Source organism: Psychroserpens burtonensis DSM 12212, from assembly GCF_000425305.1.
Lineage (GTDB): Bacteria > Bacteroidota > Bacteroidia > Flavobacteriales > Flavobacteriaceae > Psychroserpens > Psychroserpens burtonensis.
Genome location: NZ_KE384347.1, coordinates 2,457 through 21,505, shown reverse-complemented (window position 1 = coordinate 21,505; position 19,049 = coordinate 2,457). Strand labels below are relative to the sequence as shown.

The window sequence follows — 19,049 nt, the reverse complement described above, 5'->3', positions numbered from 1 at the left end:
GATCGTTTGTTACACTTTTAGTGAAAAAAGTTTTTATTCTTCGGAAGCGTAATGGCATAACTATTGGCATTAGATAAAGGTATGTAATTACATTTACTTGCTAAGTATTTGATTTTCAGTACAAAATGTAATTATAGAAATTAATATAAATCTAGAGTTCTGTCGTTTTAATGACAGAATGACTAAAAACATAATATGGCTAAGTCTAAATTTTTAAAGCTTGACAGTTTGTCATTTCAGGATTTTGATGAGAATTCAGAATTAATCCCGTTAATGACTCCTGAAGATGAAGAAGAAATAAATAATGAAGTGCTACCAGAAACCTTACCTATTTTATCATTGCGTAATACGGTGTTGTTTCCTGGTGTAGTAATTCCAATTACTGCAGGACGCGATAAATCTATAAAACTCATTAATGATGCGAATAAAGGAAGCAAAGTTATTGGTGTTGTATCTCAAAAGGACGAAGTTGTAGAAGATCCAACGGCAAAAGATATTTTTAAAACAGGAACAGTTGCGCGTATCTTAAAAGTGCTTAAGATGCCAGATGGTAATACCACTGTTATTATTCAAGGTAAAAAGCGTTTTGAAATACAAGAAGTTATGTCTGAAGAGCCTTACATGACCGCAACTATTAAAGATGTACAAGAAGCTAAACCAGCAATAGATAATAAAGAGTTTTCAGCGATTATAGATTCTATAAAAGACTTATCACTTCAAATTATTAAGGATAGTCCAAATATTCCGTCAGAAGCGTCATTTGCAATTAAGAATATAGAAAGCAATTCGTTTTTGGTAAACTTTGTATCTTCTAATATGAATCTTTCCGTAGAGGAAAAACAAGAGCTATTAGAAATTAATGATTTAAAGGAACGTGCATTAGCAACCTTAAAATACATGAATGTTGAAGTTCAAAAATTAGAGCTTAAAAACGATATTCAATCAAAGGTTCAAAGTGATATGAACCAGCAACAACGTGAGTATTTCCTACATCAGCAAATGAAAACCATCCAAGATGAATTGGGAGGAGGTGTGTCTTCGGGAGAAGAAATTGAAGACATGCGTATTCGTGCTAAAAAGAAAAAATGGGACAACCAAGTTAAAGAACATTTTGAAAAGGAATTGGCAAAAATGCGACGCATGAACCCGCAAGTAGCCGAGTATTCTATCCAACGTAATTATTTGGATTTATTTTTAGACTTACCGTGGAATAAGTTTTCCAAAGACAAGTTTGATTTAAAACGCGCTATGAAAATTTTAGATCGTGACCATTATGGTTTAGACGATGTGAAGAAGCGTATTATAGAATATCTAGCAGTTCTAAAATTGCGTAATGATATGAAATCTCCAATATTATGTTTGTATGGACCTCCTGGAGTTGGTAAAACCTCATTAGGAAAATCAATAGCAGAGGCTTTAGGAAGGGAATATGTGCGTATGTCCCTTGGTGGTTTACGTGATGAGGCAGAAATTCGTGGTCATCGCAAAACATACATAGGGGCAATGCCAGGGAGAATTATCCAAAGCTTGAAAAAAGCAGGAACTTCAAACCCAGTATTTGTGCTTGATGAAATTGATAAATTATCAAATTCTCACCAAGGAGATCCATCATCAGCTTTATTAGAAGTTTTAGACCCAGAACAAAATAGTGAGTTTCATGATAACTTCTTAGAAATGGGATTTGATTTATCTAAAGTGATGTTTATTGCGACAGCTAATAGTTTGAATAATATCCAGCCAGCTTTACTAGATCGTATGGAAATGATTAATGTAACGGGGTATACGATAGAAGAAAAAGTTGAAATTGGTAAGCGTCATTTATTGCCGAAGCAACTAAAAGAACATGGATTGACAGATAAACATCTTAAAGTAGCTAAGCCACAATTAGAAAAGGTGGTTGAAGGTTACACAAGAGAATCGGGAGTGCGTGGTCTCGAAAAGCAAATTGCAAAATTAGTACGTCATGCTGCTAAGAATATAGCAATGGAAGAGGATTACAACCTTAAGGTAACAAATGAGGATATTATTGAAGTTTTAGGCGTACCAAGACTAGAACGGGATAAATACGAGAATAATAATGTTGCGGGTGTTGTTACAGGATTAGCATGGACCAGAGTAGGAGGCGATATTTTATTTATAGAATCTATCTTATCTAAAGGAAAAGGTAATCTGACAATTACAGGGAACTTAGGTAAAGTGATGAAAGAATCTGCTACCATTGCTATGGAATACATCAAGGCAAATGCAGATGAATTTGGAATAGATCCTGAAGTTTTTAGTAAATATAATGTACATATACATGTGCCTGAGGGAGCTACGCCAAAAGATGGACCAAGTGCAGGTGTAACTATGTTAACAAGTTTAGTATCTTTGTTTACACAACGTAAAATAAAAAAGAGCTTAGCAATGACTGGTGAAATTACACTAAGAGGTAAAGTTTTACCAGTAGGAGGTATAAAAGAAAAAATATTGGCTGCTAAACGCGCAAGAATTAAAGAGATTTTACTTTGTGAAGATAACAAACGAGATATTGATGAAATAAAACCAGAATATTTAAAAGGGTTGACGTTTCACTATGTAAAAGACATGAGTGATGTCTTGAAGCTCGCGTTAACCGATCAAAAAGTTAAAAATGCTAAAACACTTTAAAATAATAACTTCAGTTTTACTGGCAACAGCTTCAAGTTTTGGAGCTGTTGCCCAAACTGAAAAATACAAGGACGTTCTTTTAGATGGCAAACCAGCACAGCTCAATTTAATTACAGGTGTCATAACATTTAATGATGGCGTGGTTGCCAAATCACAAACTGCTAAAAAAATTAAAGACTCGGTTAAAGCAAGCAATACCATTATCAATAAAAATCGTAACCCGTCTCAATCAAATCAGCATACTTTTACTGCAGGCTTAGAAAAAAAACCTACTCAAAGCACTAACGATAATGCAGCTAAAACAAACATAATTGCTTCAGATACGATTACTACGTCATTTCAAAAAAACGTCTCCAATAGTAAACCACAAATTGAATCTCTTACAGATATGGTGTATGATATCTCTCTATCAAAAGACGAGTCTAAAACAAATACATCAAACTTTCATTTAGTTAAAAAAGGGGAAACGCTCTACGCAATTTCTAAACAATATAACACGACATTAGAAGCTTTAAAAAAAGCTAATAATTTAGAAACGACACTAATTAAAACTGGACAAAACTTACGAGTTAAAAGCTTTGATTCGTCAGATTTTGAACATAATCCAGTCTGGACAGTTTCAAAAGGGGATACGTTATATAATATCGCTAAGCGAAATAATACTACTGTAGAGTCGATAAAGTCTCTAAATGGCTTAGTAAGTAATCTTATAAAAATTGGACAAAAACTTCAATTAAAATAGAAATTTTTCTTTTCAAAAAATAAAACAGACATACATTCGTTTTAAGATAGATTTATTTACTTTGCAAACTTATATGCTAACTAGAATTACCACGATTATTTGTTTGTTTATGACCGCTTCCATCTACGCTCAAGTAGGAGGTGAGTCTACTTACCAATTTCTTAATCTCATGTCATCTCCGCGCCAAGCAGCACTTGGAGGTAAAACTATTACCAATTATGATAATGACGTAACAGGAGGTTTATTTAACCCCGCATCTATTAATGCTGAAATGGATAACCAACTATCTCTCAACTATTCCAGTTATTTAGGCGGAATTAGTTATGGTACAGCTGCATATGCTTACACTTGGGATAGACATGTGCAAACGCTGCATATTGGGATGACTTATGTTAACTACGGAAGTTTTGATGGTTACGACCTCAATGGTGTTTCTACTGGAACATTTACAGGTAATGAAGCTGCATTATCTGCTGGTTATGCATATCAAATTCCGTTTAGTGATTTCTATTTAGGTGCAAATTTGAAATTAATTACATCAAAATTAGAACAGTATAACTCTATTGGTATAGCGACAGACCTTGGAGCAATGTATATCAATGAACGTTTAGATTTTCATGCAGCATTAGTAATTAGAAACCTTGGAACACAAATCATTACGTATGCTGGTTTAAATGAGCGATTACCATTAGAAGTATCATTAGGATTGTCGCAAACTTTGGAAAACATGCCATTACGTTGGCATTTAACGTTTGAGAATTTGCAGACCTGGCCAATTGGGTTTTCTAATCCTTCACGAGCAACAACAGATTTAGATGGTAACCAAACTCAAGAAAAAGTGGGTTTTTTAAACGAAGTATTGAGACATACTATTATAGGAGCAGAGCTATTTCCAGAACGAGGCTTCAATATTAGATTGGGTTATAACTTTAGAAGAGCAGAAGAATTACGTATTGCAGATCAACGAAATTTTTCAGGATTATCCTTTGGTGTTGGTATAAAACTAAATAAAATGAGATTTAATTTTGCTCATGCACGATATACAGGAGCAGGTAATGCTAATTTCTTCGGAATTCAAATCGATTTGAGATAATGACAAAAATCACAATAGCCATAGACGGGTTTTCATCAACAGGAAAAAGTACAGTTGCTAAACAATTGGCTAAGGCCTTAGGGTATGTATATGTAGATTCTGGTGCTATGTACAGAGCAGTGACGTTGTACGCAATGCAAAATGGTTATATTGATAGTGCTTATTTTGATAAGGAAAGTCTCATCGCTCAGCTCGATCAAATTAGTATCAGTTTTAAGTTCAATGAAAACTTAGGCTTTGCTGAAGTTTATCTCAATGGTAAAAATATAGAGAAACAGATTAGAACTTTAGAAGTTTCTCAATTTGTGAGTCAGGTGGCAACCGTTTCAGAAGTGAGAGAACAATTGGTTAAACAACAGCAAAACTTCGGTAAAAACAAAGGTGTTGTTATGGATGGTCGTGATATAGGAACAGTTGTGTTTCCATATGCAGAGTTAAAATTATTTATGACAGCTTCCGCAGAAAAAAGAGCACAGCGTCGTTATGATGAGCTGATAAAACGAGGCGATGATGTAAGTTATGACGAGGTTTTGAAAAATGTTCAATCCCGAGACCATATAGATTCTACCCGAGAAGACTCTCCCTTAACTATAGCAGAGGGCTCTATAAAGCTTGACAACTCTAATATGACCTTAGAGGAACAATTTGAGTTTGTTTTAAAACATTCCGATGAAAAAATACGAGACGTTAAAGAATAAAAAAACGCGCTCACTTCAATAAATTCAATGAACGCATTTTTAAATTCTAAAGAATTACAGCCTACGCATTTGGTATAATTAATTCTTGATCTGGATGGATTACATCAGGATTCTTTAAAATATCAGAGTTAGCTGCAAATATATTTTGATATTTAGAAGCATCTCCATAATAGTGTTTCGCAATTTTCCCTAAAGTCTCACCACTTTTAACAGTGTGCCTTGCGTAGATAGACGTATTTGTTACTTTAATATCTGCCATTATATCTTGGGGATTATCACCACCTGCTTTTTTAATGGCATCCCAAAGCAAGTCCTTTTCATATTGCGTTTTAGCAGTTCCCCAAATTTTCAACTTTCCATCTTCAACTTTGACATCACCGTCTTTCATATGTAATGTTTGACCTAGGTCTAATACATCTTGATATTTTGATTTTACCATAATATGTGTTTCTAATTAAATGTTAATACCAAAGTAAAGATACCAAAATAATCTATCACGTATATTGACCAATATCATTGATTTTTTAACATTATTAAAATCTGAAATTCAATAGATTAGACAATCATGTAAATATTTTGTTTTGTAGTAAATAAAATGTATTTTTGCACTCCTTTTTGGCGGACTATTAGAAAGACGAAGGGAATAAACAAAAATAACAATAACGCTTCTGTGTGTTATCGCTTGATTCTTTTAAAGCATACAGAATACAAATTTTAATTCAGCAAATGTCTGAAAAAGAAACAAAAAAAGTCGAAGTAGAAACTACTGAAGCTACAACAACAGAAACTACAACTGTTGAAACTCCAAAAGTTGAGGAGACAAAAGTAAACCCAGAACAATTCTTAGCAGATTTCAATTGGCACAATTACGAAGAAGGAATTGATCCTGTCGATGAAAAGCAATTAGAAGAGTTTGAAAAACTAGTATCAGAGAATTTCGTTGACACATTAGATGACGAAGTTGTTGAAGGTACAGTTATTCATTTATCAGATCGTGATGCTATTATTGATATCAATGCAAAATCTGAAGGTGTAATTTCTCTTAATGAGTTTCGTTACAATCCAGATTTAAAAGTTGGTGACAAAGTAGAAGTATTAATTGATGTGCGTGAAGATGCAACTGGTCAGTTAGTATTATCTCACAGAAAAGCACGTGTAATTAAAGCATGGGAACGTGTTAATAATGCACATGACACTGGTGAAATCGTTAATGGTTTTGTAAAATGCAGAACTAAAGGTGGTATGATCGTTGACGTATTTGGTATTGAAGCATTCTTACCAGGTTCGCAAATTGATGTTAAGCCAATTAGGGATTACGATCAGTATGTAAATAAAACAATGGAATTTAAAGTTGTGAAAATCAACCACGAATTCAAAAACATTGTAGTATCTCACAAAGCTCTTATTGAAGCTGATATTGAGGAACAGAAAAAAGAAATCATTGGTCAATTAGAAAAAGGTCAAGTATTAGAAGGTATCGTTAAGAATATTACATCTTACGGTGTGTTTATTGATCTTGGAGGAGTTGATGGATTAGTTCATATCACAGATTTATCTTGGTCTAGAATTAATCATCCAAATGAAATCGTAGAATTAGACCAAAAATTAAACGTGGTAATCTTAGATTTTGATGAAGATAAGTCTAGAATCCAATTAGGTCTTAAGCAATTAAGCAAGCATCCTTGGGAAGCTTTAGGTGACACTGTAAAAATTGGTGACCAAGTGAAAGGTAAGGTTGTTGTTATTGCAGATTACGGTGCATTCGTAGAAGTAGAAGAAGGTGTAGAAGGATTAGTTCACGTAAGTGAAATGTCTTGGTCAACACATTTACGTTCTGCGCAAGATTTTGTAAAAGTTGGAGATGAAATAGATGCAGTAATCTTAACACTTGATAGAGAAGATCGTAAGATGTCTCTTGGTATTAAGCAATTATCGCAAGATCCATGGACAGATATTACAACTAAGTATCCTGTAGGCTCTAAGCACTCAGGTATCGTACGTAACTTTACAAACTTTGGTGTTTTTGTTGAATTAGAAGAGGGTATTGATGGGTTGATTTATATCTCAGATTTATCTTGGACTAAGAAAATCAAGCATCCAAGTGAGTTTACTAACGTAGGTGATACTTTAGATGTTGTTGTATTAGAATTAGATGTTGAAGGACGTAAATTATCTTTAGGTCACAAACAAACAACAGATAATCCTTGGGATAAGTATGAAACAGAGTTTGCTTTAGGAACTACTCATACTGCAGAAATTGGAGAAATCGTTGATAAAGGAGCTACAATTGACTTTAACGAAGATATCGTTGCTTTTATACCACAACGTCACTTAGAAAAAGAAGACGGAACTAAGCTTAAGAAAGGTGAATCTGCAGAGTTTAAAATTATTGAATTCAATAAGGAATTTAAACGTGTAGTCGCTTCTCATACTGCTATCTTCAAAGAAGAAGAAATGGCAAATGTAAAAGCAGCTGTTAAGAAGCAAGTGTCTCAAGCAGCAGAATCGAAACCAACTTTAGGTGACGCTAATGAAGCTTTACAAGCACTTAAAGATAAATTAGATGGGAAGAAATAATCTCATGCTCGTGAAAACGGGGATTTAGTTTTTAATACTGAAAAGAGCCTTTCATTTATGATTGGCTCTTTTTTTTGTTTTAATATTTTGGAATAATGAGAATAGTAGAATAGGCACTAATAAAAGCTATATTAATTATAATTGGATTTGTGTTTTACAAAGCGCTTTAGGAATTTATCATTATCAATACTATAAAAAGCTAATATTAGTTTTAATAACAAAGGATTAGTTACTCTAGATGTAATCATTGCAATGTGGATTTCCTTCTGATTTTTAAGACAACATATCATAAATTTAGAAGTCAAAACCTAAGGGCATATTGATTTTTAAAATCAAATAAAACCTTCTCACAAAGTCAATGTTTTATATTTTGAATATTGTCTGTTTACACATTTTATCATTAACATTGTTGTGTCTATTCGTTTTTATGACTAGAAACAAATCTTTAACAGTCTAAAAGACCTTTTAACTTCAACATTTTTAACTTAACTTTGTTCATCAAATAAGTTTGGAAAATTATATGAGTCAAAAAGTGTTACTTAATGCTAAAGAGCTAAACATCATTCTTCACCGATTGGCTTGCCAACTTATAGAAAATCATAACGACTTTTCTAATACTGTTCTTATAGGGTTACAGCCTAGAGGAAAATTTCTTGCGAATCGTCTTGCTGAAATATTAAGGACCAATTACAAGATTAAAAACATAAAATTGGGGCATCTAGATATTACTTTTTATAGAGATGATTTTAGACGCGGAGAAAAAATATTAGAAGCCAATACGACAGAAATAGACTTTATTGTTGAAGATAAGAACATTGTATTTATTGATGATGTGTTGTATACAGGTCGCAGTATTAGAGCAGCATTGACTGCTATACAATCATTTGGCAGACCTAATGAAATTGAGTTACTCACACTAATTGATAGACGATTTAGCAGACATTTACCAATACAACCTAATTATAGAGGTCGTCAAGTAGATGCCATCAACGAAGAAAAAGTAAAAGTAAACTGGGTTGAAAATGAAGGAGAAGATTCGGTTTATTTAATTAATAGTTAATACTTATGAGCGAATTAAGTGTCAATCACTTATTAGGAATTAAATATCTCAACAAAAAGGATATTCAATTAATTTTTGAAACTGCAGATCATTTCAAAGAAGTGATCAATAGACCCATTAAAAAAGTGCCTTCGCTTAGAGACATTACAATTGCTAACTTGTTTTTTGAGAATTCTACACGTACAAAATTATCTTTTGAACTAGCAGAAAAACGCCTTTCGGCAGATGTTATTAATTTTTCGGCTTCGCAATCTTCGGTCAAAAAAGGAGAAACACTCATAGATACCGTTAATAATATTCTATCTATGAAAGTAGATATGGTAGTTATGCGTCATCCTAAACCTGGAGCTGGTGTATTTTTATCTAAACATGTTAATGCAAGCATCATAAATGCAGGAGATGGTGCCCACGAGCATCCAACGCAAGCTTTATTAGATAGTTATTCTATTAGAGAACGTCTTGGCGATGTCAAAGGAAAAAATGTAGTTATTGTGGGAGATATTCTGCATAGTAGAGTCGCATTGTCAAATATTTATGCACTACAATTACAAGGTGCAAATGTGATGGTTTGCGGGCCAAAAACATTGCTTCCAAAGTATATAAAAGAACTAGGAGTAAAAGTAGAAACTAATTTACGAAAAGCATTAAATTGGTGCGATGTTGCTAATATGTTACGCGTTCAAAATGAACGAATGGATATTAGTTATTTCCCATCAACTAGAGAATACACACAACAATATGGCGTTAATAAAGCACTTTTAAACTCTCTAGATAAAGAAATTACCATTATGCACCCTGGGCCAATTAATCGTGGTGTTGAGATTACAAGTGATGTTGCAGATTCTGATCAAGCTATTATTTTAGACCAAGTTCAAAATGGTGTAGCGGTTAGAATGGCAGTCATATATTTATTAGCATCTAAAATAAAACATTAAAATCATGTTTATAGACCAAGACGGTAATACGACCATAATCACGCAAGAAAAAGCGTCAATAGTAGAACTTGTTAAAAAAATTGAGATCCTTTATGATCGTTTTAAAAACAACAATATTATTGTAAACATCACAAAACTGGATGACGTTAAGTTACCAGATATTGTTGAGTTTCTGCAGTTATCAAATAAACACAGAAAAGCAAAACACTCTTTCATAATTGTGTCAAATAGTGCAAATCTCGATGAAATGCCAGATGAAATCATTGTTGTGCCATCAACTAAAGAGGCCTTTGATGTTATTGAAATGGAGATTATGGAGCGTGATTTGGGTATTTAAATTTGTTGAGATGTTGAGTCGTTATTCGCTCAGTTGTTTTGATGGCAAAACTATTAATTTGACAGTTACAAATGAAAGATATTACATTGTCTAAAGAGCGGTTTTTAAACGCGATAACTTTCTCAATTCTATTAGTGCTAATAGTTTTTGTTTTGGTTGTTGCAGACTATGCTATCGTGTATCCTGCATACAAGAGTATTGTAAATTACATGTCCTTTTTCTCACTAGTTACACTGATTACGATGTCTAGAAGAGTATCCATTGTAAATGGAGAAATTGTTAAGGGAATTCATGTATTCGTTTTTGTATTTAAAAAGGAACGATTTCCTCTTGCAGAAATTGATGACGTAATGTTAAATCAGAACGATGATCTTTACTATGAAATTGTAGCCAAAAGCAAAAAGCATTCAGATTTCATTATCTCAAAATTCCCTAATAAAAACCCTGCTCGAAAACAATTGGAATTAATTAAAAGACAAATTGAAATAGAATAATCCATATCATTTGAAACTAACCATACTAGGTTGCTATAGCGCAACCCCTAAAATAAATACAAATCCTACTGCTCAGGTTCTTGAGATTAAAAACCATACGTTTTTAATAGATTGTGGGGAAGGTACTCAGGTTGAGTTGAGAAGAAATAAGATTAAGTTTAGTCGAGTAAAACATATTTTTATTTCGCATTTACATGGTGATCATTGTTTTGGATTAGCCGGTTTAATTTCAACATTTAATTTGTTAACTCGTGAAGCAGATTTACATATCTATGCGCCAAAGGGGTTGAAGGAAGTGATAACAATGCAAATGAAATTATCTAATTCTTGGACCAATTATCAATTGATTTTTCATGAGTTGACCTCTACATCCTCAGAGTTAATTTACGAAGATGATAAGGTTGAAGTACACACAATACCTTTAGATCATCGCATCTATACCAATGGATTTCTATTCAAAGAAAAACTAGGAGAGCGTAAGCTAGATATGAATGCGATATTAAATGCAGATATTGATATGGCTTATTACCGAAAATTGAAACAAGGAGGAGATGTTCCAGATAATCAAGGTAATATGATTGATAATTCAATATTAACTAAAGATCCAAAGCCCTCTAAAAGCTATGCGTTTTGCAGTGATACTGCGTATAGCGCGTCTATTATTCCTATAATAAAAGAGGTAGATGTGCTGTATCATGAATCTACTTTTATTGAAAAAAATGAGGCTTTGGCAAAACCTACTAAACATTCAACAGCTAAACAGGCCGCTAAAATTGCTAAAAAAGCGAATGTTGGCAAGTTGATTTTAGGACACTACTCTACGAGATATGATGGATTAAATGAATTTAAAGCTGAAGCCGAAGTTATTTTTCCTAATGTTGAATTATCGAGAGATGGCAAAAAGTTTGAGTTTTAATCTTCTAAATATTTAGTTTACATTTTGATTTGCTCTATGTACTTAGAAACTTGTTTTTTAAATATCGAAGTGATGTCTTTTTAAAATTGAATTATATTTTTTAATTCATCTAAGTCCATTGTCCACTCTATAGCTTCATTTAAACTGCGACATCTCTTAAGGCTGTTCTTAAAAAAGTGCTTTTCTAAGGAAGAATTAAGATAGCCAAAATCACTGTATGAAACTACTGCACTAGCTACTAAAAAGTCATATTCATTACTAAATTCACGCCATAATTGCGGTTCGATAGAGTAAGGGTTGATGCGATTAGCAATATATCCAATTTTTATATTTCTTTTAATGTGTTCAGAAAAATGGGCTACTATCTCTCCAGCTATTATATGGTCTACATGGATGCCTTCGTTTAATTCTGATATGACAAATTGTTTGGTGATATAAAAATTCCCAAAGGGAAACTCAATTTTTTTATATTCTAAAAGTTTAGAATATTTACTGCTTTCAAATTTCATGGGAGGCGATTATTGCTTAAATTTATAAGAAATAAATGACGCTAAGAAAGAAAAATAATATTAAATTGTTTAAAAATATCTAATGAATACAGACTTAGGCAATTATAGAAAATCATACGAAAAACAAGAATTACTTGAAAATAGTGTGAGTAATAACCCAATGGAGTTATTCCAAAAGTGGTTTTATGAAGTAGATGAACATTTTAATGTTGGAGAAACCAATGCCATGACTATAAGTACTATTGGTGGTGATGGTTATCCTAAGAGTAGAGTGGTGTTGTTAAAGAAATACACTTTTGAAGGCTTCATCTTTTATACGAACTATGACAGTGAAAAGGGTAGGGCAATTATAAACAACCCAAATGTATGTCTTTCGTTTTTTTGGCCTGCTGCAGAACGACAAATCATAATAAAAGGGAAAGCTGAAAAAATCGCAGAAAATATTAGTGATGGTTATTTTGAATCTAGACCTCGAGGAAGTCAGCTTGGTGCCCTAGTATCTCATCAAAGTGAAGTGATTGAGAGTCGTGAAATTCTTGAAGAGCGACTTAAAAATTTAGAAAAAGAATTTGAAGGTCAAGAAATAGAACGGCCTAATTTTTGGGGAGGTTTTATAGTAAAACCTATAGAAATCGAATTTTGGCAAGGGCGACCTAATCGATTACACGATAGATTACGTTATAAACTGGATGAAGATTTCAATTGGAATTTGGATCGTTTGTCTCCATAAGCTACTTTATTCTTTTACGTTTATTGTGAAATGTTAAATATTGTAAGATTAATCTTTATTAATGATGTATTTCATCGATAAGATGTACTTATAAACGTATGAAGTAACAATAATGTATATATTTACGATGTGAAATACAATTGTTTATTACTGCCCTGTTTTAAATGATTGTTTTTATAAAAAATTAGTTTAGAACCCCAATTCTAAATTACCAAATCTAAATAACCTACATTATGAGACCTACTAAGTTCATACCTATAATGGTATTAATTGCAATGTTATCGTTTTCTTGTTCTTCAGAAGACTTTCCAAGTGAGACAATTGACAGCATGTCATTACCAGTGCCTCCAGCAGCAAAAAATATAGAGATTGAAATTTTAGAACTAATCAATGCTCATAGAATAAACGTCGGTTTAGAAGCTTTAAATAACCACGAGACAATCAAGGCTGTAGCATACACGCACACAGGTTATATGGTTGAAGTGAATAATGTGTCTCATGATAATTTTTACCAACGTAAAAACAGTTTAATGGACAATACTAACGCATCTAAAGTTTCAGAGAATGTCGCTTATGCTTATAGTTCTGCTCAATCTGTCGTAAATGCTTGGTTAAATAGTGAAGGACATAAACATAATATAGAGGGTGATTATACGGACTTTGATATTTCCGCAGAACAAAATGCAGAAGGAAAATGGTATTTTACTAACATTTTTATTAAAAGATAAATTTTTTTAAAACTGATTGATAGCAAATCATTATTTTTGAAGCCACCAGTAGAGAAGTCTAGTTGTGGCTTTTTTTATGGATTAAACTTAATCTTTGTTTAACCCAATGTCGTCTTATATTTACTATGTTTTACTTTTGTATTACTTCGGAAAAATTTATAGACTCGAATTACTTAATATCTAAATTTTATTTGTGGGTGACTAACGTTATTCATAACTCACTTTACTAGTAATAAAAACAGAGGTTTACCGATGACTTATTAGTTGTGAAAACTAATAATCTGTTCTCGTTTTTGTGTGCTATTCTAAATTCTAACTTCTTTTCAATAACGATTATCTATCTATCTATCTATCTATCTATCATTACATGCTTTGATATATATAAAGTAACCACAAGGATATTGGATTTCCATTTACTGAATACTTGTTTTTCAAGTTCAACAAGACATACAATTTCAACAAGAGCTATAAGATAAATGATTAAATTTTTTATATAAATACTATTTATCAGTTCTAAATTTATTTATTTAATAGATCAAACCATTACAAAAAAAAAACAGGCTCGATTAACGAGCCTATTTTCTAGCAAATTTAGATTAGATAATATTATTATTCTTTTAAAATATAGAAATAAGAGCGTCTGTTTAATTGGTGCTCTTCTTGGGTGCACTTAACACCATTTGCACATTTATTAAGTAATTGAGATTCTCCATAGCCTGTAGCCGTTTCTATCCTATTTGTAATAATACCTCTAGATATGATATACTCCATTGTAGATTTAGCTCTTCTATCTGATAACTTCAAATTGTAATTATCACGACCACGACTATCTGTGTGAGATTCAATCTTAATTACCATTTTTGGATGCGCTCGCATTACGTCTACAATGTTTTCTAGTTCGTATTGAGCATCTGTTCTGATATCTGATTTATCAAAATCAAAGAAAATAGGATTAATTACAATTTGACTATTGTTTATTAAGGAGTCTAAGTATAAATCAGCATTATTTATTTTCTCATGTTGGTTGTCTGTCGTAATTTCCTTTTGGACGTCTTTAAAATCATCTTTACTGCCAGTTACTGTATAGTACTTATCACAATCCACTGTAAACTCATAGCTTCCGTCGGCACCAGTCTTAACTTCAGAAATAACTTTACCAACTTCATTGATTAATTTAACTACGACTCCTGACAATACGTTATTATCGTTTTGATTTCTAGTAATTCCTTGAATAACTTGAGTACATATAGACGCATCAAAACCATAAATATCATCACTACCTTGACCATCGGGTCTATTTGATGAGAAATAGCCTGTGAGTTCATTTTCTACTGGGGAGTCATTTTTAAAATATGCAAAGTCATCGTAACCACTATTATATGGTGCACCTAAATTTTCTGGTGCAGCAGTATCATCTTTAATTATATTCGACTTAAAAATATCTAAGAAACCAAGATTTAGATGTCCATCAGAAGAAAAGTAAAATGTACTATCCTTAGCTATAAATGGAAACATCTCACGACCTTCTGTATTAATTTGTTCTCCTAGATTTCTCGGTTTAGAGTAGGTGTTGGTGTCTTCTATATCTACGACATAAATATCTGTATTACCAATACCACCTTCGCGATCTGATACAAAATATAACTGTTTGTTATTTGGACTTAATGTTGGATGACCCGTTGAAAACACCTCATCATTAAAAGGTAATTCAACAATATTTGTCCATTGCTCACCAACTAGTGAGGCTTTGTATAATTTAAGGTGTGTCGTTCCTTTTTTGTCATAATCTACTTTTTTGTTACCCCTACCAACATTATCTCTTGTAAAATACATGGTATTTCCATTATTGGTAATTGCTACTGAAGCTTCATGGAAGTCTGTATTTACTTTTTCAGCAGTAATGAAATCAGGAGTACCATAAATTACAGTGTCTGGCTTTTTATCAACCTTTACTTGATAAATATCCAAAAAGGGTTCTTGATTCCAGCTATATAATTTCTTTTCATCTATATTTCTTGATGATGCGAAATATAATTGCCCATTATGAACGAATGATCCAAAATCTGAATATTTTGAATTAAAAGGTAAATTTTGAATTTTTACACTATTACTCCCGTCAGAATTTGTTAGCTCGCTATACTTAGCAATATTCTCAGGATCATAATCTTTTATTCGTGTATCGTTGTTTTGAATCGCTATGAATTTTTCCATCCAAGTTTCGGCTTCTTCATAGCTGCCTAAACTTCTTAATGCTTGAATATGTTTATAGATGTATTCTGGATTGATACCCTTTTCATCATATTTTAAAGCTTTAGCATACCAAAAGGCAGCTTTTTTAGATTTAGAATTGTTGTAATAACAATCTCCTAAACGCGATAAAACGTGAAGACTTGTATCTCCTTTTTTTAGAACTTCTTCATAAAGTTCTGTTGCTTTAAGATATCTGTAGTTGCTAAAAAACTTATCAGCAAGCTTTTCTTGGGCTATCAAAACTGTGCTACTCAGAGCAAATATTAAGATTAAAAACTTTGATTTCATGTGTTTTTATTTATTGTATTTTAGCAGTCATATGGAACATCCAAATAGTCACTTTTTGCTTTCGATTAAGTTTAAATGAAGGACGTTTCATGTTGATTGGTTTTTTAGAAGTATCTAGGTGATTTAATACGTTTGCTTTTAAAGATTTCGAACATTAGCAGTATTTCATGGGTGCCACTGGTATATGGCCTTAAATCAGATAATGGGTACTCATACGCATAGCCAATTCGCAGCTGCTTTGATACTTGAAAATCGGCAATGGCGCCTAAAGCAGCCGCACGTTCGTTAATTCTATAAGATGCTCCAGCCCAAAACTTTTCATAGAATAAAAAATTTGCTGTAAGATCAAAAGATAGAGGGGCACCATTAGTAGTTTTCAAAAGCGCTGCAGGTTTGAACTTTGTGTTTTCACTTAAGTCAAACACGTAGCCACCAGTGACATAATAACTAATTCTTTCTAATGCTTGAAACTCTGCATCACCCGTGTAGTCGGTATTTAAAATACGTGGTGCAGAAAGGCCTAAATACCATTTTTCACTATGCCAGTAAACTCCAGTTCCAATATTTGGTTTCCAGCGATCTTCAAATCCAAAAATCACAGGATCATTAGCTTGAGATTGCTGGAAGTCTGAATCTAAACTATAACTAGTAAAACCGGCTTTCATTCCAAAGGCAAGCTTACTTTTGTCTCCAGTAGGAATGGTATATGAAAAATCTGCATATAAGTAAGAAAAGTTTTGGAATCCAAGTTTATCATTAATAAATGAAAACCCTAATCCAATTCTTTCATTTCGCAGTGGTGCGTGAATAGAAAGTGTTTGAGTTTGTGGACCTCCTTCAAGACCAACCCATTGACTTCTATGTAAACCAACAACACTTAATGTTTCTCTACTTCCTGCGTATGCAGGATTTATTGAAATAGTGTTATACATATACTGAGTAAACTGCGGAAGTTGCTGTGCAACTCCCATCCAACTACTGAATAGTATAAATGCTATGATGTTAAACTTTACTAATTTCATATAGGTTAAGATTTATTTTGTTGAAACGTAGATTGGTCCTGTAACAGGTCTTAATCCACTATTCCTTATATTCAATATGTAATAATAGGTGCCTGTTGGAACAAATTCTGAATTTCCTACAGAAGCACTAGATGCTGCACCATTCCAGTCATTTTGATAATTTGGATTGTCGTATATTTTTGCTCCCCAGCGATTAAAGATTTGTAATTCATAAACGAATCCACAGTCTTCTGTTCCTGTTATTGCAAAGACGTCATTAACGCCATCAAAGTTTGCCGTAACCGCTGTAGATATAACAAGATCATCTTGTCCACATGGTAATACAATACACTCATCATTTAAATTAATAGTTACCGTTGCTTCTCCTGGACATGAACCAGCATATGTATATGTGAATTCATATGCAACTAATTGACCATTTGTATAATCACCATTAGTGTCTAATAATGAGCTAGGATTAAAGAAGCTCCCATCAATTGTAGCGTTTCCTGTAGTTACAGTCCAAACACCATCTGGATCATAATCTCCTATTAGTAAATTAAATAAGTCGAAATCAAAATCTTCACCAATACACAAATCTTCATCTTCAACTGGTATATCGGTTGCAACAGCTACATTAATAGTTTGAGTGAAAACAGTTTCATTTCCACATTCGTCTGAAACAAACCAATCTCTAACGATTACATAATCGGTTACTGCACCATCAGAAGTTGATGTTTCATTAAATTCGACTGTAATATTTGTAGAACAAGCATCTTCAAATACGAGATCCGGAACTGCAGGAATAGCAGTACAAGCGATATTAATTTCATTTTCTAAATCACCAACCAAAGCTGGAGCTGTCGAATCAATAATAGTTATGGTTTGCGTTAATATTGTTGTATTATCACATTCATCTGTTAGTGTCCAAGTTCTTGCTATCGAAGAATTATTAGGACAATCACCTTCTGTAATAGTATCTGTAAATGTTGCTTCTAGCTCTGTAGAACAGTTATCACCTTCATCAGTTACATCACCAGTAATCGATACATCAGTGGCATCTTGAGTACATTCTATGGTAATACTTTCAGGCACTGTAAATGTTGGTGCAGTGGTATCTTGGATTATAATTGTCTGTACAAATGCTGTTGCATTCTCGCAGTCATCGATTACTGTCCAAACTCTTGTAACGATAGATTCGTTTGGACAATTACCTTCGGCAATGGAATCTACATAGGTTGCATCTAATTCCGTAGAACAGTTATCGGCCTCATCAGTAACATCACCAGTTAGGGCTGCATCTGTTAAATCTGCATCACATTCAAGTGTTACATCGACAGGAACAGTGAATGTTGGAGCAGTGGTATCTTCAAGTGTAATTGTTTGAGCTAATGTTATTGTATTATCACATTCATCAGTTAATGACCAAGTTCTTGTGATTATAGATGCATTCGCACAATCACCAGAAGTAACAGCATCTGTAAATGTCGCTTCAAGATCTGTAGAACAGTTATCAGCCTCATCAGTAACATCACCAGTTAAGGACATATCAGTTAAATCAGCATCGCATTCTAAAGAAACATCTGCAGGCACTGTAAATGTTGGAGCAGTGGTATCTTGAACCGTAATTGTTTGCACTAGAGTTGTTGTATTATCACACTCGTCAGTTAATGACCAAGTTCTCGTGATTATAGATGCGTTCACACAATCACCAGAAGTAACAGCATCTGTAAATGTAGCTTCAAGATCTGTAGAACAGTTATCAGCCTCATCAGTAACATCACCAGTTAAGGACATATCAGTTAAATCAGTATCGCATTCTAAAGAAACATCTGCAGGCACTGTAAATGTTGGAGCAGTGGTATCTTGAACCGTAATTGTTTGTACTAGAGTTATTGTATTATCACACTCGTCAGTTAAAGTCCAAGTTCTTGTGATTATAGATGCGTTAGCACAATCACCAGTGGTTACAGCATCTGTAAATGCAGCTTCAAGATCTGTAGAACAGTTATCAGCCTCATCAGTAACATCACCAGTTAAGG

General features: G+C 33.1%; 17 protein-coding genes. 12 read left to right on the top strand and 5 right to left on the bottom strand.

The window, feature by feature from the left end:
• Nucleotides 1-195 precede the first annotated feature (195 nt).
• From lon to cmk, 4 genes are all read left to right on the top strand, one after another.
• Nucleotides 196-2,649: an endopeptidase La gene (gene lon, locus H593_RS0116715; RefSeq protein WP_028873465.1), complete on the top strand. Its 2,454-nt coding sequence runs from the start codon at nucleotides 196-198 to the stop codon at nucleotides 2,647-2,649.
• Nucleotides 2,633-3,391: a LysM peptidoglycan-binding domain-containing protein gene (locus H593_RS0116710; RefSeq protein WP_028873464.1), complete on the top strand. Its 759-nt coding sequence runs from the start codon at nucleotides 2,633-2,635 to the stop codon at nucleotides 3,389-3,391. The genes lon and H593_RS0116710 overlap by 17 nt, the downstream gene beginning before the upstream one ends.
• Before the next feature lie 73 nt (nucleotides 3,392-3,464).
• Nucleotides 3,465-4,484, top strand: a complete 1,020-nt coding sequence (gene porQ, locus H593_RS0116705) for a type IX secretion system protein PorQ (protein WP_037052850.1) — start codon at nucleotides 3,465-3,467, stop codon at nucleotides 4,482-4,484.
• Nucleotides 4,484-5,182 (top strand): (d)CMP kinase, encoded by a 699-nt coding sequence (cmk, locus tag H593_RS0116700; protein WP_028873462.1) that lies wholly within the window; start codon nucleotides 4,484-4,486, stop codon nucleotides 5,180-5,182. The genes porQ and cmk overlap by 1 nt, the downstream gene beginning before the upstream one ends.
• A 61-nt stretch (nucleotides 5,183-5,243) precedes the next feature.
• On the opposite strand, the gene H593_RS0116695 is transcribed toward cmk, so the two are convergent.
• Nucleotides 5,244-5,621, bottom strand: a complete 378-nt coding sequence (locus H593_RS0116695) for a LysM peptidoglycan-binding domain-containing protein (protein ID WP_028873461.1) — start codon at nucleotides 5,619-5,621, stop codon at nucleotides 5,244-5,246.
• Between the two features lie 287 nt (nucleotides 5,622-5,908).
• Between H593_RS0116695 and rpsA the strand changes: the two genes are divergently transcribed.
• From rpsA to H593_RS0116665, 6 genes are all read left to right on the top strand, one after another.
• A complete protein-coding gene (gene rpsA, locus H593_RS0116690; RefSeq protein WP_028873460.1) occupies nucleotides 5,909-7,759 on the top strand; it encodes a 30S ribosomal protein S1 in 1,851 nt (616 codons plus the stop codon).
• A 520-nt stretch (nucleotides 7,760-8,279) separates the two neighbouring features.
• Entirely contained in the window at nucleotides 8,280-8,819 is a 540-nt protein-coding gene (gene pyrR / locus H593_RS0116685; protein ID WP_028873459.1) for a bifunctional pyr operon transcriptional regulator/uracil phosphoribosyltransferase PyrR, read from the top strand.
• Between the two features lie 5 nt (nucleotides 8,820-8,824).
• Complete coding sequence (locus H593_RS0116680) at nucleotides 8,825-9,754, top strand: aspartate carbamoyltransferase catalytic subunit (protein ID WP_028873458.1); 930 nt, start codon at nucleotides 8,825-8,827, stop codon at nucleotides 9,752-9,754.
• Between the two features lie 4 nt (nucleotides 9,755-9,758).
• Nucleotides 9,759-10,091 carry a hypothetical protein gene (locus tag H593_RS0116675; protein WP_028873457.1) on the top strand — a complete coding sequence of 111 codons (333 nt, stop codon included), beginning with the start codon at nucleotides 9,759-9,761 and terminating at the stop codon, nucleotides 10,089-10,091.
• A 71-nt stretch (nucleotides 10,092-10,162) separates the two neighbouring features.
• The gene (locus H593_RS0116670) at nucleotides 10,163-10,585 is read left to right on the top strand and encodes a hypothetical protein (protein WP_028873456.1); all 423 of its coding nucleotides are present in this window, start codon (nucleotides 10,163-10,165) and stop codon (nucleotides 10,583-10,585) included.
• 10 nt (nucleotides 10,586-10,595) lie between these two features.
• Complete coding sequence (locus tag H593_RS0116665; RefSeq protein WP_028873455.1) at nucleotides 10,596-11,501, top strand: ribonuclease Z; 906 nt, start codon at nucleotides 10,596-10,598, stop codon at nucleotides 11,499-11,501.
• A gap of 80 nt (nucleotides 11,502-11,581) precedes the next feature.
• On the opposite strand, the gene H593_RS0116660 is transcribed toward H593_RS0116665, so the two are convergent.
• Complete coding sequence (locus tag H593_RS0116660) at nucleotides 11,582-12,010, bottom strand: hypothetical protein (RefSeq protein WP_028873454.1); 429 nt, start codon at nucleotides 12,008-12,010, stop codon at nucleotides 11,582-11,584.
• A gap of 82 nt (nucleotides 12,011-12,092) precedes the next feature.
• Here H593_RS0116660 and pdxH point away from each other — a divergent pair, with 82 nt between their 5' ends.
• Together pdxH and H593_RS0116650 are read left to right on the top strand one after the other, a co-directional pair.
• Nucleotides 12,093-12,740 carry a pyridoxamine 5'-phosphate oxidase gene (gene pdxH, locus H593_RS0116655; protein WP_028873453.1) on the top strand — a complete coding sequence of 216 codons (648 nt, stop codon included), beginning with the start codon at nucleotides 12,093-12,095 and terminating at the stop codon, nucleotides 12,738-12,740.
• A gap of 233 nt (nucleotides 12,741-12,973) precedes the next feature.
• The gene (locus H593_RS0116650) at nucleotides 12,974-13,468 is read left to right on the top strand and encodes a CAP domain-containing protein (RefSeq protein WP_028873452.1); all 495 of its coding nucleotides are present in this window, start codon (nucleotides 12,974-12,976) and stop codon (nucleotides 13,466-13,468) included.
• Between the two features lie 609 nt (nucleotides 13,469-14,077).
• Here H593_RS0116650 and H593_RS0116645 read toward each other — a convergent pair.
• The 3 genes from H593_RS0116645 to H593_RS19630 all read right to left on the bottom strand — a co-directional run.
• Nucleotides 14,078-16,006, bottom strand: coding sequence for an OmpA family protein (locus H593_RS0116645; RefSeq protein WP_028873451.1), 1,929 nt, complete (start codon nucleotides 16,004-16,006; stop codon nucleotides 14,078-14,080).
• 104 nt (nucleotides 16,007-16,110) lie between these two features.
• Nucleotides 16,111-17,028 carry a PorP/SprF family type IX secretion system membrane protein gene (locus H593_RS0116640; protein WP_028873450.1) on the bottom strand — a complete coding sequence of 306 codons (918 nt, stop codon included), beginning with the start codon at nucleotides 17,026-17,028 and terminating at the stop codon, nucleotides 16,111-16,113.
• 12 nt (nucleotides 17,029-17,040) lie between these two features.
• On the bottom strand, nucleotides 17,041-19,049 hold a 2,009-nt coding region (locus H593_RS19630; RefSeq protein ID WP_037052846.1), incomplete at its 5' end, for a T9SS type B sorting domain-containing protein.

Coding starts and splice junctions, on each gene's coding strand:
- lon (WP_028873465.1), top strand. CDS start 196: ATGGCTAAGTCTAAATTTTTAAAGCTTGACAGTTTGTCATTTCAGGAT.
- H593_RS0116710 (WP_028873464.1), top strand. CDS start 2,633: ATGCTAAAACACTTTAAAATAATAACTTCAGTTTTACTGGCAACAGCT.
- porQ (WP_037052850.1), top strand. CDS start 3,465: ATGCTAACTAGAATTACCACGATTATTTGTTTGTTTATGACCGCTTCC.
- cmk (WP_028873462.1), top strand. CDS start 4,484: ATGACAAAAATCACAATAGCCATAGACGGGTTTTCATCAACAGGAAAA.
- H593_RS0116695 (WP_028873461.1), bottom strand. CDS start 5,621: ATGGTAAAATCAAAATATCAAGATGTATTAGACCTAGGTCAAACATTA.
- rpsA (WP_028873460.1), top strand. CDS start 5,909: ATGTCTGAAAAAGAAACAAAAAAAGTCGAAGTAGAAACTACTGAAGCT.
- pyrR (WP_028873459.1), top strand. CDS start 8,280: ATGAGTCAAAAAGTGTTACTTAATGCTAAAGAGCTAAACATCATTCTT.
- H593_RS0116680 (WP_028873458.1), top strand. CDS start 8,825: ATGAGCGAATTAAGTGTCAATCACTTATTAGGAATTAAATATCTCAAC.
- H593_RS0116675 (WP_028873457.1), top strand. CDS start 9,759: ATGTTTATAGACCAAGACGGTAATACGACCATAATCACGCAAGAAAAA.
- H593_RS0116670 (WP_028873456.1), top strand. CDS start 10,163: ATGAAAGATATTACATTGTCTAAAGAGCGGTTTTTAAACGCGATAACT.
- H593_RS0116660 (WP_028873454.1), bottom strand. CDS start 12,010: ATGAAATTTGAAAGCAGTAAATATTCTAAACTTTTAGAATATAAAAAA.
- pdxH (WP_028873453.1), top strand. CDS start 12,093: ATGAATACAGACTTAGGCAATTATAGAAAATCATACGAAAAACAAGAA.
- H593_RS0116650 (WP_028873452.1), top strand. CDS start 12,974: ATGAGACCTACTAAGTTCATACCTATAATGGTATTAATTGCAATGTTA.
- H593_RS0116645 (WP_028873451.1), bottom strand. CDS start 16,006: ATGAAATCAAAGTTTTTAATCTTAATATTTGCTCTGAGTAGCACAGTT.
- H593_RS0116640 (WP_028873450.1), bottom strand. CDS start 17,028: ATGAAATTAGTAAAGTTTAACATCATAGCATTTATACTATTCAGTAGT.